The sequence below is a fragment of the Rhodococcus marinonascens NBRC 14363 genome (assembly GCF_001894885.1).
Lineage (GTDB): Bacteria > Actinomycetota > Actinomycetes > Mycobacteriales > Mycobacteriaceae > Rhodococcus_F > Rhodococcus_F marinonascens.
In genome coordinates, this window is the sequence record NZ_BCXB01000010.1 from 100,862 (window position 1) to 116,651 (window position 15,790).

At 66.2% G+C, this 15,790-nt stretch carries 17 protein-coding genes and 1 pseudogene; 14 read left to right on the forward strand and 4 right to left on the reverse strand.

Features of this window, described 5'->3' with window-relative positions:
- Positions 1–9: 9 nt before the first annotated feature.
- The gene (locus RM2_RS09495) at positions 10–639 is read right to left on the reverse strand and encodes a LysE family transporter (RefSeq protein WP_072688576.1); all 630 of its coding nucleotides are present in this window, start codon (positions 637–639) and stop codon (positions 10–12) included.
- Positions 640–858: 219 nt separating this feature from the next.
- On the opposite strand from RM2_RS09495, the pseudogene RM2_RS09500 reads away from it, so the two are divergent.
- Positions 859–1,195 (forward strand): annotated as a pseudogene (locus RM2_RS09500) (beta/alpha barrel domain-containing protein); the annotation flags it as partial.
- 15 nt (positions 1,196–1,210) lie between these two features.
- Here the strand turns inward: RM2_RS09500 and RM2_RS09505 are convergent.
- Positions 1,211–1,840: a LysE family transporter gene (locus RM2_RS09505; RefSeq protein ID WP_072688578.1), complete on the reverse strand. Its 630-nt coding sequence runs from the start codon at positions 1,838–1,840 to the stop codon at positions 1,211–1,213.
- Between the two features lie 154 nt (positions 1,841–1,994).
- Between RM2_RS09505 and RM2_RS09510 the strand changes: the two genes are divergently transcribed.
- The 13 genes from RM2_RS09510 (at position 1,995) to RM2_RS09565 (ending at position 13,920) form a co-directional block, all read left to right on the forward strand.
- Positions 1,995–3,938, forward strand: coding sequence for an acyl-CoA dehydrogenase family protein (locus tag RM2_RS09510; protein ID WP_072688579.1), 1,944 nt, complete (start codon positions 1,995–1,997; stop codon positions 3,936–3,938).
- A gap of 183 nt (positions 3,939–4,121) precedes the next feature.
- A complete protein-coding gene (gene hisD, locus RM2_RS09515; protein WP_072688580.1) occupies positions 4,122–5,474 on the forward strand; it encodes a histidinol dehydrogenase in 1,353 nt (450 codons plus the stop codon).
- Positions 5,471–6,613 (forward strand): histidinol-phosphate transaminase, encoded by a 1,143-nt coding sequence (locus RM2_RS09520; RefSeq protein ID WP_072688581.1) that lies wholly within the window; start codon positions 5,471–5,473, stop codon positions 6,611–6,613. The genes hisD and RM2_RS09520 overlap by 4 nt, the downstream gene beginning before the upstream one ends.
- A complete protein-coding gene (hisB, locus tag RM2_RS09525; protein WP_072688582.1) occupies positions 6,610–7,224 on the forward strand; it encodes an imidazoleglycerol-phosphate dehydratase HisB in 615 nt (204 codons plus the stop codon). The genes RM2_RS09520 and hisB overlap by 4 nt, the downstream gene beginning before the upstream one ends.
- A gap of 13 nt (positions 7,225–7,237) precedes the next feature.
- On the forward strand, positions 7,238–7,390 hold the full coding sequence (locus RM2_RS24440; RefSeq protein ID WP_169846696.1) for a CG2302 family histidine operon protein: 153 nt from the start codon (positions 7,238–7,240) through the stop codon (positions 7,388–7,390).
- Complete coding sequence (locus tag RM2_RS09530; RefSeq protein WP_072688583.1) at positions 7,391–8,584, forward strand: MFS transporter; 1,194 nt, start codon at positions 7,391–7,393, stop codon at positions 8,582–8,584.
- Positions 8,581–9,216 (forward strand): imidazole glycerol phosphate synthase subunit HisH, encoded by a 636-nt coding sequence (gene hisH, locus RM2_RS09535; protein ID WP_072688584.1) that lies wholly within the window; start codon positions 8,581–8,583, stop codon positions 9,214–9,216. Before RM2_RS09530 ends, hisH begins: the two co-directional genes overlap by 4 nt.
- Positions 9,217–9,298: 82 nt before the next feature.
- Positions 9,299–10,048 carry a bifunctional 1-(5-phosphoribosyl)-5-((5-phosphoribosylamino)methylideneamino)imidazole-4-carboxamide isomerase/phosphoribosylanthranilate isomerase PriA gene (gene priA, locus RM2_RS09540; RefSeq protein WP_072688679.1) on the forward strand — a complete coding sequence of 250 codons (750 nt, stop codon included), beginning with the start codon at positions 9,299–9,301 and terminating at the stop codon, positions 10,046–10,048.
- The gene (locus tag RM2_RS09545; protein ID WP_072688585.1) at positions 10,045–10,878 is read left to right on the forward strand and encodes an inositol monophosphatase family protein; all 834 of its coding nucleotides are present in this window, start codon (positions 10,045–10,047) and stop codon (positions 10,876–10,878) included. Before priA ends, RM2_RS09545 begins: the two co-directional genes overlap by 4 nt.
- Complete coding sequence (gene hisF, locus RM2_RS09550; protein WP_072688586.1) at positions 10,875–11,648, forward strand: imidazole glycerol phosphate synthase subunit HisF; 774 nt, start codon at positions 10,875–10,877, stop codon at positions 11,646–11,648. The genes RM2_RS09545 and hisF overlap by 4 nt, the downstream gene beginning before the upstream one ends.
- On the forward strand, positions 11,645–11,989 hold the full coding sequence (gene hisI, locus RM2_RS09555; protein WP_072688587.1) for a phosphoribosyl-AMP cyclohydrolase: 345 nt from the start codon (positions 11,645–11,647) through the stop codon (positions 11,987–11,989). The genes hisF and hisI overlap by 4 nt, the downstream gene beginning before the upstream one ends.
- Positions 11,990–12,012: 23 nt before the next feature.
- Positions 12,013–12,210 carry a tautomerase family protein gene (locus RM2_RS09560; protein ID WP_139277720.1) on the forward strand — a complete coding sequence of 66 codons (198 nt, stop codon included), beginning with the start codon at positions 12,013–12,015 and terminating at the stop codon, positions 12,208–12,210.
- Positions 12,211–12,507: 297 nt separating this feature from the next.
- Entirely contained in the window at positions 12,508–13,920 is a 1,413-nt protein-coding gene (locus RM2_RS09565) for an IS30 family transposase (protein ID WP_072688681.1), read from the forward strand.
- A gap of 35 nt (positions 13,921–13,955) precedes the next feature.
- Here the strand turns inward: RM2_RS09565 and RM2_RS09570 are convergent, their stop codons facing one another.
- Positions 13,956–14,915 (reverse strand): glycoside hydrolase family 16 protein, encoded by a 960-nt coding sequence (locus tag RM2_RS09570; RefSeq protein WP_218017217.1) that lies wholly within the window; start codon positions 14,913–14,915, stop codon positions 13,956–13,958.
- 321 nt (positions 14,916–15,236) lie between these two features.
- Entirely contained in the window at positions 15,237–15,746 is a 510-nt protein-coding gene (locus tag RM2_RS09575; RefSeq protein ID WP_072688590.1) for a MarR family winged helix-turn-helix transcriptional regulator, read from the reverse strand.
- Positions 15,747–15,790: the final 44 nt, after the last annotated feature.

Here is a 15,790-nt window from a genome sequence, read left to right on the forward strand (position 1 = left end):
ACCCACCGCTCAGACGGCGCGCCGCACCGTGGCCAGGAAGGTCGCCGCAGCGAAGAACAGCCCGGAGAACGTGCGATTAGTGGCCCGCTGCTGGCGCGGCGACCGCATCAGCCGCAGAACCTTCGCCGCCAGCCCGGTGTAGAAGGTCATGACGACGACGTCGACGGCTATCAGGGTGGCGGCGACGATCAGGTACTGAGGCAGCAGTGGCGCCGACGGGGTGAGGAATTGGGGGAGCACCGCCAGCATGAAGATGATGGCCTTCGGGTTGCTGGCGTTGACCAGGAAGCCGCGTAGCGCCATCGCTGGGCCGCTGGTCTCGGTGACCTCGCCGTCGACGCCGGACATATCGGTCGGGCTCGCCCGCCACTGCCGAATTCCGAGATACACCAGGTATGCGACGCCGAGCCACTTGATCACCGTGAACGCGAGTGTCGAACTCGCGAGCAGCGCCCCGAGTCCGGCGGAGACCAATGCGATCTGGAGCAGCAATCCCAACTGAAGACCCGCGATGTTCCAGTAGCCGCGTCGTAGGCCGAATCGCATTCCCGTGGCCATCGATAAGATCGCGCTTGCCCCTGGGGACAAGCTGATCACGACCGAGGCCCCGAGCCATGCATACCACACTTGCCAAGACATCAGACCATGCTACGGTGCGCCCGACGACAACTGGACTGCAGCGGATTCGTGCAGCTGAGGGGTGGATTTGCACAGGAAGCGAACCCGTCCCGCCGGTCGGATTCCTAGCCTGCCGTGGGTCGGGTCGCCATGAGGTCCCTGCAGGTGGTTGCCGCATCGGTCGGTCGGCGGGTGAGGGTCGGGGTGGTGGCGTCACCCCCCACACGTTGATCGGCCGACACGATGCTCAACCTCGTCTGCCACCTTTCGGGCATCGCGACCGCGACCGCCGCGTGGGTGGATGCGGTCGAGGGCACCGGCGCGAAGATCCGCGACAGCCGCAAGACCCTGCCGGGGCTGCGAGCCCTACAGAAGTACGCCGTCCGGGTAGGGGGCGGTGTCAACCACCGCATGGGTCTCGGCGACGCCGCGCTGATCAAGGACAACCACGTCGCCGCCGCCGGCTCGGTGGTGGCGCCTTGCATGCCGTCCGGGAAGCCGCACCGGTGTCGACTACCTCGCAGTCGGTGCGCTCACCCACTCGGTGACCGTCCTGGACCTCGGCCTCGATATGTGACGACCTACCCACCGGTCAGACGGCGTGGCGCACCGTGGCCAGGAGCGTGGCCGCCACGAAGAACAGGCCGGAGAACGTTCGGTTGGTGGCGCGCTGCTGGCGCGGCAACCGCATCAGCGTAAGGACCCTCGACGCCAGCCCCGTGTAGCCGATCATGACGGCCATGTCGACAGCAATCATGGTGATGGCGATGATTGCGTACTGCGGGAGCAGCGACTCGTGCAGGGTAATGAACTGGGGGATCACCGCCAGCATGACGACGGTGGCCTTCGGGTTGCTGGCGTTGACGAGGAAGCCGCGCAGGACCATCGCCGGTCCACTCGCTTCTCCGGTCTCGCCGCCGCCGTCGGGTGTATCGGTCGCGCTCGCTCGCCACTGCCGAATCCCGAGATACACCAGGTAGGCGACGCCGAACCACTTGATCACTGTGAACGCGTGTGTCGAGTTCGCAAGCAACGCCCCTAGCCCGGCGGCGACCACCACGAGCTGCAGCAGTAACCCGAGTTCGAGACCCACGATGTTCCAGTAGCCGCGTCCTAGGCCGAATCGCATCCCCGTGGACATCGACGCAACCGCGCCCGCGCCCGGGGACACACTGATCAGGCACCAAGCTCCGAACACCGCATACCACACTTGCCACGACACGACGTCATGCTACCGGCGGGACGGCCACCCTGGTACCTGAGGTTCGTGCAGGTGAGGGGAGGATTTACTACGGGACAACGGCCGAAACCCTGTTCCGAGTGGGCCGATTGGGGGATACTCGTCAGTAGGACTACCCGGTAGTAGGAGGCGCGTCATGGTCGACACATTTGCTCCGAAGGTCACCGAGGAACAAGCGCGAGCCGTCGCTGAGGAGGCGAGGGAGTCCGGTTGGGACAAGCCGTCTTTCGCGAAAGAATTGTTTCTCGGACGATTCCGGCTCGATCTGATCCATCCCTTCCCGAAGCCGATGCCCGAGGACGCGGCGAAGGCAGAGGAGTTCCTAGGCCGCCTCCGCGTGTACTGCGAGGAGATCGACGGCGCCGTCATCGAATCCCAGTCGCGTATTCCCGACGAGTATGTCCGTGGTCTCGCCGACCTCGGGTGCTTCGGACTGAAGATTTCTCCGGAGTACGGTGGCCTCGGACTCTCACAGGTGGCATATAACAGGGCGCTGATGCTCGTCGCCTCCGTGCATCCGAGCCTGGGCGCGCTCCTGTCGGCCCATCAATCGATCGGAGTCCCTGAGCCGCTGAAGCTCGCCGGGACACCCGAGCAGAAGCGCGATTTCTTGCCGCGCTGTGCTCGGGGCGCCATTTCCGCGTTCCTGCTCACCGAACCGGACGTCGGATCCGACCCGGCGCGCCTCGCGTCGTCGGCGATCCCCATCGAAGATGGTGCCGCCTACCAGTTGGACGGGGTGAAACTGTGGACTACCAACGGCGTCGTCGCGGAATTGCTCGTCGTCATGGCACGAGTGCCGAAGAGCGAGGGTCACCGCGGCGGCATCTCGGCCTTCGTCGTCGAGGCCGACTCACCCGGCATCACCGTCGAACGGCGCAATGCGTTCATGGGATTGCGGGGCATCGAGAACGGTGTCACCCGCATGTACAAGGTCCGTGTGCCCCGGGAGAATCTGATCGGGCGTGAAGGGGACGGCCTGAAGATCGCGCTTACCACGCTGAACGCCGGCAGGCTCGCGATTCCGGCGATGTGTGCCGGTGCCGGGAAATGGTCGTTGAAGATCGCCCGGGAATGGTCCGGGGTGCGCGTGCAGTGGGGAAAGCCCGTCGGCGAGCATGCGGCCGTCGCGAACAAGCTGTCGTTCGTGGCCGCGACCACCTACGCCCTCGAAGCGGTGGTGGATCTGTCGGCGCAGATGAACGACGAGGGCCGCAACGACATCCGGATCGAGGCGGCGCTGGCCAAGCTGTGGTCGTCTGAGATGGCCTGCGTCATCTCCGACGAGCTGATCCAGATCCGCGGCGGCCGTGGCTATGAGACCGCGGCGTCCCTGGCCGCCCGCGGTGAACGTGCGGTGCCCGCGGAGCAATTGGACCGCGACCTGCGCATCAACAGGATCTTCGAGGGTTCGAGTGAGATCATGCGCCTGCTCGTCGCCAGGGAGGCCGTCGACGCGCATTTGACCGCTGCGGGCGATCTCGCCGATCCGCACGCCGACACCGGCGCGAAGGCCCGCGCGGCTGCGAAGGCCAGCGGCTTCTACGCGAAATGGCTACCGAAGCTGGTTGCGGGCAAGGGGCAGGTGCCCACGTCCTACGGCGAGTTCGGCGTCCTGGCCAAGCATCTGCGCTTCGTCGAGCGACACTCCCGCAAGCTGGCTCGCTCCACGTTCTACGGAATGGCCCGCTGGCAGGCGGCGCTCGAGAAGCAGCAAGGGTTTCTCGGTCGGGTCGTCGACATCGGTGCCGAACTCTTCGCGATGTCCGCCACGTGCGTCAAGGCGGAGATGCAGCGCCAAGAGAACGAGGCCGAGGGCGCTGCAGCCTACGAACTCGCCGACGTATTCTGCCGACAGGCTGCGCTGAGGGTCGAGAAACTGTTCGACGGTCTGTGGCACAACACCGACGAGGTCGACCGGAAGGTCGCGCAATCCGTCCTCGAGGGCCGGTACGCCTGGCTCGAGCGGGGAGTGGTCGACCCCAGCGAAGGCACGGGGCCGTGGATCGCCGAATGGACTCCGGGGCCGTCCGTCGAGGAGGATCTGGCCCGGAGGTTCCTGCGCTCCACTCGCGAATGAGCACAATCAACAGCCCCCTATCACCGCTACGAGAAATCCTCCTTCCGCCGCCGGCCGGTGAAAATGGGGTCCGGCTATCCTGGATAGTCGGTGTCGTGCTCAGTTCTTCGTGAACGGTGCGCTCCTTGAATGACGCTGTGTCCGCCATTCGCCGCGTCCCGCCAGTCGCAGAGAGGACCTCTCATGCTCGCCCGCACCGACCTTCGCGGTCGTACCCCTTCCACGGCCGAACTTCGGGCCGCACTTCCCCGAGGTGGAGTGGATGTGGACGCGGTCCTACACAAGGTTCGCCCCGTCGTCGAGGCGGTCCGTGATCGCGGCGCCGAAGCGGCACTCGAATTCAGTGAGCAGTTCGACGGCGTCCGGCCCGCTCAGGTGCGCGTGCCGCAGGCCGAACTGGATGGCGCACTCCGCGAGCTCGACCCGTCAGTCCGCGCCGCGCTCGAGGTAGCGATAGAACGGACCCGCAAGGTCCACGCCGATCAGCGGCGCACCGACACCACCACCGAGGTGGTTCCCGGCGGGACCGTCACCGAGCGGTGGGTCCCCGTCGACCGTGTCGGTCTCTACGTTCCCGGTGGCAACGCCGTCTACCCGTCGAGTGTCGTGATGAACGTTGTGCCCGCGCAGGCGGCCGGCGTCCGGTCCCTCGTCGTGGCGTCGCCGCCACAGTCGGACTTCGCCGGCCTGCCGCACCCGACCATCCTCGCCGCGGCAGCCCTGCTGGGCGTCGACGAGGTATGGGCCGTCGGCGGCGCTCAGGCCGTCGCCCTGCTCACCTACGGTGGCACCGACACGGCTGCTGCTGACGGCACTGCCGTCGACACCGACACCGCCGAACTGGTTCCCGTCGACTTGATCACCGGGCCCGGCAACATCTACGTCACCGCTGCCAAGCGGCTGTGCCGTGGCCTTGTCGGGATCGATGCCGAGGCAGGCCCCACTGAGATCGCCGTCCTCGCCGACTCCACCGCCGATCCCGTGCACGTCGCCGCCGATCTGATCAGCCAGGCCGAGCACGATGTGATGGCGGCGAGCATCCTGGTCACCACCAGCGTGGAACTCGCCGATGCCGTCGACACCGCGCTGGCCGCTCAGCTCGAGATCACGAAGCACAGGGAGCGGGTCACCGCCGCCCTGTCGGGCTCCCAGTCCGGAATCGTCCTGGTCTCCGACATCGAGGCGGGACTGCGCGTTGTCAACGCCTACGCGGCCGAGCACCTCGAGATCCAGACCGAGAACGCGTCCGCCGTGGCCGCCGAGGTGACCAGCGCCGGTGCGGTGTTCGTGGGTCCGTGGGCGCCCGTCAGCCTCGGCGACTACTGTGCCGGGTCGAACCATGTGCTGCCCACCGCCGGCTGCGCCCGGCACTCGTCCGGTCTGAGCGTGCAGACCTTCCTGCGGGGCATCCATGTCGTCGACTACTCCGAAGCTGCGCTGAAAGAGGTCACCGGTCACGTCATCACCCTCGCCAACGCCGAAGACCTGCCGGCCCACGGTGAGGCCGTGCGCCTGCGCTTCGAGGCCCTGCAGTGACGGCGGCGAACGTTCCCGGCGCGTCGATCGGCGTGGACGCACTGCCGATCCGGGACAGCCTGCGCGGCAAGTCGGCCTACGGCGCTCCGCAACTCAGCGTCCCGGTGCAGTTGAACACCAACGAAAACCCGTACCCCCCCACGAAGGCTCTCGTCGACGACGTCGCGGAGTCCGTCCGGGAGGCGGCGGGGGAGTTGCACCGCTATCCGGACCGGGACGCGGTGGCACTGCGCACCGATCTCGCCGCGTATCTCGCCCATCAGACCGGCGTTCCCGTCACGGTCGACAACGTGTGGGCGGCCAACGGGTCCAACGAGATCCTCCAACAGTTGTTGCAGGCGTTCGGAGGTCCCGGTCGTAGTGCCATGGGCTTTGTGCCGTCGTACTCGATGCACCCGATCATCGCCGACGGCACGCAGACCGACTGGCTGCCGGTCTTCCGCCGGGCCGACTTCGCCCTCGACGTGGACGCGGTCACTGCGGCTATCGGAGAACGTAGGCCCGACGTCGTGTTCGTCACCAGCCCCAACAACCCGACCGGGCACAGCATCGGGATCGCGGACCTGCGCCGGATCCTCGACGCCGCAACGGGCATCGTCGTCGTGGACGAGGCGTATGCCGAGTTCTCCGATGCTCCGAGCGCATTGACCCTGATCGACGAGTATCCGTCGAAGCTCGTGGTGTCGCGGACGATGAGCAAGGCGTTCGCATTCGCCGGCGGCCGGCTCGGATACCTCGCGGCCGCACCGGCATTCGTCGAGGCGCTGCTGCTGGTCCGCTTGCCTTACCACCTGTCCGTGGTCACGCAGGCCGCCGCCCGGGCGGCCCTGCGGCACTCGGACGAGACGCTCGGCAGCGTGCACGCGCTCGCCGCGGAACGGGCCCGGGTTTCGAAAGAGCTGGAAGACAAGGGATTCCGAGTTATTCCTAGCGACGCGAACTTCATTCTCTTCGGCGAATTCGCCGACAGTTCCCGGGCCTGGCAGGCCTACCTCGACCGTGGGGTGCTGATCCGGGACGTCGGAATTCCAGGCTACCTTCGCGCCACCGTCGGACTAGCCTCCGAGAACGACGCCTTCATTTTGGCCGGCGACGAGATCGCCGCCACCGAACTCACCAGTTCAGGAGACCGAGCATGACCGATCGCACAGCCAAGGTGGAACGAACCACCAAAGAATCCAGCATCACCGTCGAACTGAACCTCGATGGCACCGGCGTCGTCGACGTCTCGACCGGTGTTCCGTTCTTCGACCACATGCTGACCGCACTCGGCTCCCATGCCAGCTTCGATCTCACCGTCCGCGCGAAGGGCGACATCGAGATCGAGGCACACCACACGGTCGAGGACACGTCGATAGTGCTCGGCCAGGCACTCGGCCAGGCACTCGGAGACAAGAAGGGCATCCGCCGGTTCGGAGACGCGTTCATTCCGATGGACGAGACGCTCACCCATGCGTCGGTCGACGTGTCGGGGCGTCCGTACTGCGTGCACACCGGGGAACCGGAACACCTCCTGCACGCCGTCATCGGCGGATACCCCGGTGTCCCGTATGCGACGGTGATCAATCGCCATGTGTTCGAGTCGATCGCGCTCAACGCCCGCATCGCCCTTCACGTGCGGGTGCTCTACGGCCGCGACCAGCATCACATCACGGAAGCGGAGTTCAAGGCCGTTGCCCGCGCCCTGCGTGAGGCGGTCGAACCGGATCCCCGCGTCACGGGTGTGCCTTCCACCAAGGGCAGCCTGTGATGGGGCCCCGATCGTGAGTGTCGTCCTGGTCTACGTTCTGTTCATCGCCGCGGGAATCGCGGCGGGCGGCGCCTACTCGATGTGGAAGTTCAACAAACTGGCATCCGGTGTGCTGCTGGCGTTGGCCGTGCTGGCAGCCGTGGCGGGCGTTGTCGGGTTGACGTAAGTGGCGGTCGTTGTAAAGCCACGCCCCGGCCTGTTCCGCACACCCGGTCTACCGACCGCCATGGTGATGGGCGCCGCGGCGTTCGGTGGATGGGCGGTGTTGCTGCCCGTCGTTCCGCTGGTCGTCTCCCTGTCCGGCGGTTCCGACGCACTGGCCGGCAGCGTGACGGCCGTTTTCATGGCAGCGACCGTGGCCACCCAACTGGCAGTGCCCCGACTCCTGCGCAGGTGGGGGCACCGGTGGGTACTCGCCATCGGGTGTCTGCTGCTCGGTCCGCCGTCGTTGCTGTTCCTGCTGTCCACCGACGCGATCCCCGTGCTCGCCGTGTCTGCCGTGCGGGGATCGGGCTTCGGCATGCTCACCGTCGCCGGGTCCGCACTGATCGCCGAACTCGCGCCACGCGAGATACTCGGTCGGGCTACGGGCGCCCAGGGAATCGCGGTCGCTGCTGCACAGATGATCGGTCTGCCCGCCGGCCTGGCGATCATGCAGCGTTGGTCTGCTACCCCGGCCTTCGTGATCGGTGCTCTGATTCCCGTGCTAGCCGTGCTCGCGATCACGAGATTGCCCGCGATCGAGAGCCCGCCCGATCGTGCGTCGCACGGCCGCATTCCGCTGCGGGTACTTCTGACGCCGTGGCTTGCGGTCGCGGTCGCCGCCGCCGCATTCGGTGGTCTGTCCAGCCTGCTGCCGATCGCCCTCTCGGAACGGGCCTCACTCGCAGGGGTGATTCTCGCGGTCTCGAGTGGTGCGACACTCCTGGGACGGTATGCGGCAGGGTTCGTCTCCGACCGAATCGGAGTGGGTCGTGCCCTGGTGCCCGCCCTGGCGTTCGTGTGCCTCGGGATGGTGCTGTTCACCTTCGCTGCGGCAACTCATGCGTCCCAGGCGCTGTTGGTATGCGCGGCACTCACTTTCGGGTTCGGCTTCGGCGGGGTGCAGAACGAGTCGCTGGTCATGATCTTCACCGCAGCGGGTCCCTCACGGTTCGGCGCCGCGAGCGCCGGATGGAACATCGGTTTCGACGCGGGCGCGGGGATTGGGTCGCTCTCGCTCGGAGTCGTCGCCTCAGTGGCCGGGTACTCCTGGGTCTTCGCGGTCGCGGCGGCGGCGGTCGCGGTCGTTCCGGCCGTCGGGGTGGTCGTCGTCCGCGCGCTCGGGCCCGCTGAGCCGCCCGATAGGCTGACCGGATGAGCGTCCCAACGATTGCCGTCCTCGACTACGGCTCCGGCAATCTGCATTCGGCCACCCGCGCGCTGGCCAGGACCGGCGCGCGCGTCGAGGTCACTTCCGACCACAAGGTGGCGCTCGCTGCCGACGGTCTGGTCGTTCCCGGCGTCGGTGCATTCGCGGCGTGCATGGAAGGACTTCGTGCGGTTCGCGGCGAGCGGATCATTGGTCAGCGCCTTGCCGGCGGACGGCCGGTCCTCGGGATTTGCGTCGGTATGCAGATCCTCTTCGAACGCGGCGTCGAGTTCGGCGTCGAGACGGACGGCTGTGCCGAGTGGCCAGGCACCGTCGAACGACTCCAGGCCGACGTGCTGCCGCACATGGGCTGGAACACCGTCGAGGCGCCGGACAACAGCACCCTGTTCGCTGGCATCGACCCCGATACCCGGTTCTACTTCGTCCACTCGTATGCCGCGCAGACCTGGGAACTCCCGACGCCGGAACGACTCGCTCCGCCCGCGCTGACGTGGGCCGACTACGGCGGCAAATTCCTCGCTGCCGTCGAGAACGGCGCGCTGTCCGCCACGCAGTTTCACCCCGAGAAGTCCGGAGACGCGGGTGCGGAGTTGCTCGGCAACTGGGTCCGGAGCCTGTGAGGCACGATCGGCCACGCGTACGGTGCCGATCGCGGGGACCCGAAGCCCCGTTCCTACCGCTGAGCGACTAGGGTTGTCGCACGTGAGCCTGGTCCTTTTGCCTGCTGTAGATGTCGTCAACGGTGAAGCTGTCCGTCTCGTCCAGGGGGAGGCCGGCAGCGAGACCGGGTACGGCTCGCCACGTGACGCAGCCCTCGCGTGGCAGAACGACGGCGCCGAGTGGGTGCACATCGTCGACCTCGATGCCGCTTTCGGGCGTGGCTCCAACCGCGAACTGCTCGCCGACGTGGTGGGCGAACTCGACGTCCAGGTGGAACTGTCCGGTGGAATCCGCGACGACGAGTCGCTCGAGGCCGCACTGGCCACAGGCTGTGGACGCGTGAACCTCGGCACCGCCGCCATCGAGAACCCCGACTGGTGTGCCCGCGCGATCGCGAAGTACGGAGACAAGATCGCCGTCGGCCTCGACGTGCGCCTCGTCGACGGCGACTATCAACTCCGCGGCCGCGGTTGGGTGACCGAAGGTGGAAGTCTGTGGGAGACCCTGGCCCGACTCGACAAGGACGGCTGCTCGCGGTACGTCGTCACCGACGTCAGCAAGGACGGCACTCTGACCGGTCCCAACCTCGAACTCCTCGCTCAGGTCTGCGCGGCCACCGACGCACCGGTGGTCGCTTCGGGCGGGGTCTCGACCATCGACGATCTCGAGGCGATCGCGGGACTCGTCGACCAGGGAGTCGAGGGATCCATCGTCGGAAAGGCGCTCTATGCGGGACGGTTCACCCTCCCCGAAGCGCTCGCCGCGGTCGCGGGCCGAGTGCACCGACCATGAACCTGTCCCGCGACCCACAGGAACTCCTGACCATCGCCGCCGAACTTCTGGACGGTGTGCACGACCGCTTCGTCTCCGGTGTCGGGGCGCCGAGCGCGGTGCACAAAGGTCCTGACGACTTTGCCACCGCCGTCGACCTGGAGCTCGAGAAGCGGCTGACCGGAGAACTACGCGACCGGACCGGTATCGACGTCCACGGTGAGGAGTTCGGCGGCCCCGACCTCGACAGCGGACCCATCTGGGTGCTGGACCCCATCGACGGCACCTTCAACTACTCGGCGGGTCTGCCGACCGCCGGCACGCTCCTCGCACTTCTCGACGACGGCGTGCCCATTCTCGGTCTCACTTGGCTGCCGCTCGTCGGACGTCGGTACGCCGCCGTTGCAGACGGACCACTCCTCGAGGGCGGGAAACCGCTGCCGAGACTCGACCGAGGCTCGCTGGCCTCGTCGATCGTCGGCATGGGTGCCCTCAACATCGACAGCCGTGGGCGCATCCCCGGCCCCTTTCGGCTGCAGGTCCTAGCGCAGTTGAGCAGGGTGTCGTCGCGCATTCGGATTCACGGATCCACCGGTGTGGATCTCGCGTTCACCGCAGCCGGGATACTCGGTGGCGCGGTGATCTTTGGGCACAATGCGTGGGACAATGCAGCTGGCGTGGCACTGGTGCGGGCCGCCGGCGGCGTCGTCACAGATTTGGCCGGCGATCCGTGGACCATCGAGTCGGGTTCCGTGCTGGCAGGTGCGCCCGGGGTGCACGACGATATTCTCGATATCCTCGGGTCACTGGGTGATCCACGTTCCGGACTTCATGGAGGGCGGGCGCAATGACTCTGGCGGTTCGGGTAATACCGTGTCTGGACGTCGATGCGGGACGTGTCGTCAAGGGTGTCAACTTCGAGAACCTACGCGACGCGGGTGATCCGGTCGAGTTGGCCGCAGCATACGATGCCCAGGGAGCAGACGAACTCACCTTCCTCGACGTCACCGCGTCTACCGCGGATCGGGGCACCATGCTCGACGTGGTGAGCCGGACGGCCGAGCAGGTCTTCATTCCCCTGACGGTCGGCGGTGGAGTTCGCACTGTCGAGGACGTGGATCGACTGCTGCGTGCCGGAGCCGACAAGGTGAGCGTGAACACCGCGGCCCTCGCCCGGCCGGAGTTGCTGCGCGAACTCAGTGAACGTTTCGGTTCCCAGTGCATCGTGTTGTCGGTGGACGCGCGGACCGTTGCGCAGGGCGGACCCTCCACCGCATCTGGCTGGGAGGTCACCACCCACGGCGGCAAACGCGGTACCGGCATCGACGCGGTCGAGTGGGCGCTCCGCGGCGCCGAACTGGGAGTGGGGGAGATCCTGCTCAATTCGATGGACGCGGACGGCACCAAGGCGGGCTTCGACTTGCAGATGATTCGCGCGGTGCGCGCCGCCGTGCACGTGCCGGTGATCGCCAGCGGGGGAGCGGGAGCCGTCGAGCACTTCGCACCCGCTGTGGGAGCAGGCGCTGACGCCGTGCTGGCGGCCAGCGTCTTCCACTTCGGCGACATGACCATCGGCGATGTGAAGAAGTCCATGCGCGAAGAAGGGATTGTTGTCCGATGAGTCTCGACCCGGCCATCTCGTCCCGCCTCAAGCGCAACGAGGCAGGCCTGTTCAGCGCCGTGGCGCAGGAGAAGTCCACCGGCGAAGTGCTGATGGTCGCGTGGATGGACGACGAGGCCCTTGCGCGGACCCTCGAGACCCGGAAGGGCACGTACTACTCACGGTCGCGCCAGCAGTACTGGGTGAAGGGCGAGACATCGGGGCACACACAGTTCGTTCACGAGGTGCGCCTCGACTGTGACGGCGACACCGTTCTGCTCCTCGTCGATCAGGAGGGTGCCGCGTGCCATACCGGCACACACACCTGCTTCGATTCCGACGTACTTCTGAGTGGCGAATAGGTTACTGTCGAGCAGATTCGGTCATTCGGCAGAATGGGTCTATGCCGCTCATCCAGATCAGCCAGACACCCGGGTTTACCGCTGAGCAGAAGCGCGCCACCATCGAGGCGGTCACCAAGGCTTACGCCGAGGCGACCGGCAAGGATCCGGCGAAGGTGTGGGTGACGATCATCGAGGTCCCGCGTGACAGTTGGGGTGTCGGCGGGACGCCACTGGGGTGAGCGCTCCCGGCACGGTTCTTTCTGGCGACTCACTCTCCGTGGAGTGGCCCGGGGAGGTCAGCCACAGCTCCGTTGTCCCAATCATGTTGGGAAACACGTTCGTTAGGGCACCTGTAGAACATGTGGGGCGGTCCAGTCCTGGCCCCGATACACGGGTATCGGGGCCAGGACTGCGATCAAGCTTCTCTCGAAGTGCGTGAAATCGAGTAGTTCCGACTCCCGGACGCTGGGCGGATTCAATCGGCCGTCGCAACACCTCGATCACGGAGGTACGCGATGGGACGCAGCAACAATCAGATGCCGGAGGCACCGGCGGGTGCCCGGCGGCAGTGGGCGGCGGACAGGGCGTTGCGACCTCCGACGCGTTCACCAGGCCGGCCGGAGCCCTCTCGTGCGGTGCAGCGGGACTTCTGGCGGCGGATCGCATCGGGAGTGACGACAGCCGAAGCCGCGGAGGCCGTCAGCGTGTCATGGCCGGTCGGGTCTCGGTGGTTCCGTCACGCTGGCGGTATGCCGCCGATCAGCCTGGACGAGCCCACGAGCCGTTACCTGTCGTTCGCCGAGCGTGAGGAGATCGCGCTGTTGCGCGCCCAGGATGTCGGCGTGCGCGACATCGCCCGCAGGATCGGACGCGACCCGGCCACGATCTCACGCGAACTGCGTCGCAACGCAGCGACCCGGGGCGGCCAGCCGGTCTACCGCGCCCTGGTCGCACAGTGGAAAGCGCAACAGGCCGCGAAGCGTCCGAAGACGGCGAAGCTGTTGGATAACACCAGGTTGTGTGAATACGTGCAAGAGCGGCTCTCCGGCAGCGTCTGCCGACCCGACGGCACGATCGTCCGTGGGCCTGAGACGCCCGCGTGGAAGGGGCTGAACAAACCGCATCGACAGGACAGGCGGTGGGCGACGGCGTGGAGCCCGGAACAGATCTCCCACCGGCTGGGGATCGACTTCCCCGATGATGAGTCCATGCGCATCAGCCACGAGGCGATCTACCAATCGTTGTTCATCGAGGGCAGGGGCGCGCTGAAGCGGGAGCTGGTTGCATGCCTGCGCACCGGCCGTGCGTTGCGGGTTCCCCGAGCGCGGTCGCAGAACAAGCCGCAAGGTCATGTCACCGGGGATGTCGTCCACTCGGAGCGCCCCGCCGAAGCCGCCGATCGCGCCGTCCCGGGGCATTGGGAAGGGGATCTGATCATCGGGACCGGCCGGTCCGCGATCGGTACGCTCGTCGAGCGCAGCAGTCGATCCACGATCCTGGTGCACCTGCCTCGGATGGAGGGGTGGGGCGAGAAACCACCCGTGAAGAACGGTCCGTCCCTCGGCGGATACGGCGCCGTCGCGATGAACGCCGCGCTGACGACATCGATGACCACGCTCCCCGAGCAGTTCCGTAAGACCCTCACCTGGGACCGAGGGAAGGAACTCTCCGGACATGTTCAGTTGGCCCTCGATACCGGCACGAGAGTGTTCTTCGCCGACCCGCACTCGCCCTGGCAACGACCGACGAACGAGAACACGAACGGCCTTTTGCGCCAGTACTTTCCGAAGGGCACCGATCTGTCCAGGTGGTCCGCAGACGACCTCGAAGCCGTCGCCTTGGTGATCAACAATCGGCCTCGCAAGATACTCGGCTGGCGGACTCCGGCTGAGGTCTTCGAGGAACAACTACGCTCGTTGCAACAGCCCGGTGTTGCATCGACAGGTTGAACCCGCCCTGGTCACCTACGTCGGCCTTGGGCGCATCAACAAACCGATGCCGATCCGAATCCACCGTTCATCGGACAGTCCGTCCCGCCGTCGTTGCTGGTGACGCGCACATAGTCCACCAACATCGTTTGTGGGAATGATGTGCTGGGGTCAGGGTTTCCGGGAAAGTTGCCGCCGACCGCAACATTGAGAATCATGAAGAACGGATGGTCGAAGACCCACTGGTTGTCCGTGCCAATGTCCATTGGCGTGCGGGCTGCGTACGTTTGACCGTCCAGTGTCCAGGTGATCAGGTTCGGAGACCAGTCGACAGCATATGTGTGAAATTCGTCGGAGAGGCTCTGACCGTCGGGCAGGGTGAAACTACTGGAGGGGCCATCGTCACCCGAATATCCGGGGCCGTGGATTGTTCCGTGCACGGTGCCTGGCTCACCACCGAGGTGCTCCATCGTGTCGATCTCACCGGTTTGCGGCCACCCGACTTCTGGGAAGTCGCTGCCCAACATCCAGAACGCGGGCCAGATGCCCTGTCCAGTGGGGACCTTTATTCGCGCCTCGAAATGGCCGTACGTCTGGTTGAACGATTGCGAGGTGTTGATCCGTCCGGACGTAAAGTCACCGACCTGGGGATCGCTGAGGTCGGTGCCGTCATTCATCTTGGCTGTGATCGCCAGGTGCCCATCGCCGTCGAGAGCGACGTTGTCTGTACCCGCGATATATTCTTGTAGCTCGTTGTTTTCACCCAAGCCGGGGTCCTGCATCCACTTCGAGGAATCGACCGGGGAACCGGCCGGACCGCTGAAGTCGTCCTCGAAAATCACCGCTCCTGGTGGCGCCTCATCGGCGAGCGCGACCGGCACACCAGTAAATCCCGCGACGGTCAGTGTCGTCAGCCCGAGAACCGCGGCAAAGCCGAGAGCCGAGATCACCATCGAGGGTGATCGGCGACCGGGACACGGTCCGCGCAGGGTGAAAGTTCGGAGAGATTTGGACATGGATAGCTCCTCGTGGTCCGTAGGAAGTTGTCTCCAGGTGTCCGTCGGATAGTTCCCCTCACCGGAGGACTTCGCATGTAGGTCTACTCGGCATGGTCGGGGTTGTCTATACCGAGTTTTCAGCCGTGGCGAAGGCGGGGGGGGGTGTGAAGTTCTGTGGGCGGGAGTTGATCTCGGTTCGTAGGGCGTGCATGCACGCGGTCACGCCGAAGGTCGCTGCGTGTGGAGCAGGGGTTCAAGTCCCGGCGGTGGTTCTCCGTTTCCGGGATTGAACGAACAAGTGGTGTGAATCGGCTGGTGACGCGGTGGTTCCGTTCCCCGTCAGGCATTCCCGGTGCCGGATGCGATGCCTTTGTCGAGTTGGGTGAGCATGGCGCCGGACAGCTCGGACAGCTGATGCACCTGGTCGGCCGAGAGTCCGTCGAAGATCAGTGACCGCACGGTCTCGACGTGTGCGGGCGCGGCCTCGACGACCTTCGCCTTGCCCTCGTCTGTGAGGACTGCGTCGCATCCGCGACCGCCGCGGATGCTCTCACGGCGTACCCAGCCGGCTTTCTCCATCTTCGTGATCACGTGGGACAGCCGGGAGAGCGACGCGTTGGCGCGCCGGCCGAGTAGGGACAGCTGCAGGCGCCGGTCGCTTTCGCCGGACAGCGAGGCGAGTACGAAGTACTCGAAGTGGGTGAGAGTCGAGTCTCGTTGGAGTTGGGTGTCCAGTGCCGCTGGGAGTCGGGTGACCAGGGCGATGAGGGTGAGCCAGGCATCCTGCTGCTCTTCGTCGAGCCATCGGGTATCGGTGTGTGCAGAACGGGCCTCGTCATTACCACTCATCAGTCGCGCCCTCCATTCGTGCGTCGATCCACGCGTGCACCGTG

Bases quoted from the DNA above. Each gene is read 5' to 3' on its own strand.
- RM2_RS09545 (WP_072688585.1), top strand. From the start codon at position 10,045: ATGAACCTGTCCCGCGACCCACAGGAACTCCTGACCATCGCCGCCGAA.
- hisH (WP_072688584.1), top strand. From the start codon at position 8,581: ATGAGCGTCCCAACGATTGCCGTCCTCGACTACGGCTCCGGCAATCTG.
- RM2_RS09570 (WP_218017217.1), bottom strand. From the start codon at position 14,915: ATGTCCAAATCTCTCCGAACTTTCACCCTGCGCGGACCGTGTCCCGGT.
- RM2_RS09510 (WP_072688579.1), top strand. From the start codon at position 1,995: ATGGTCGACACATTTGCTCCGAAGGTCACCGAGGAACAAGCGCGAGCC.
- RM2_RS09565 (WP_072688681.1), top strand. From the start codon at position 12,508: ATGCCGGAGGCACCGGCGGGTGCCCGGCGGCAGTGGGCGGCGGACAGG.
- RM2_RS09575 (WP_072688590.1), bottom strand. From the start codon at position 15,746: ATGAGTGGTAATGACGAGGCCCGTTCTGCACACACCGATACCCGATGG.
- RM2_RS09495 (WP_072688576.1), bottom strand. From the start codon at position 639: ATGTCTTGGCAAGTGTGGTATGCATGGCTCGGGGCCTCGGTCGTGATC.
- hisI (WP_072688587.1), top strand. From the start codon at position 11,645: ATGAGTCTCGACCCGGCCATCTCGTCCCGCCTCAAGCGCAACGAGGCA.
- hisB (WP_072688582.1), top strand. From the start codon at position 6,610: ATGACCGATCGCACAGCCAAGGTGGAACGAACCACCAAAGAATCCAGC.
- hisD (WP_072688580.1), top strand. From the start codon at position 4,122: ATGCTCGCCCGCACCGACCTTCGCGGTCGTACCCCTTCCACGGCCGAA.
- hisF (WP_072688586.1), top strand. From the start codon at position 10,875: ATGACTCTGGCGGTTCGGGTAATACCGTGTCTGGACGTCGATGCGGGA.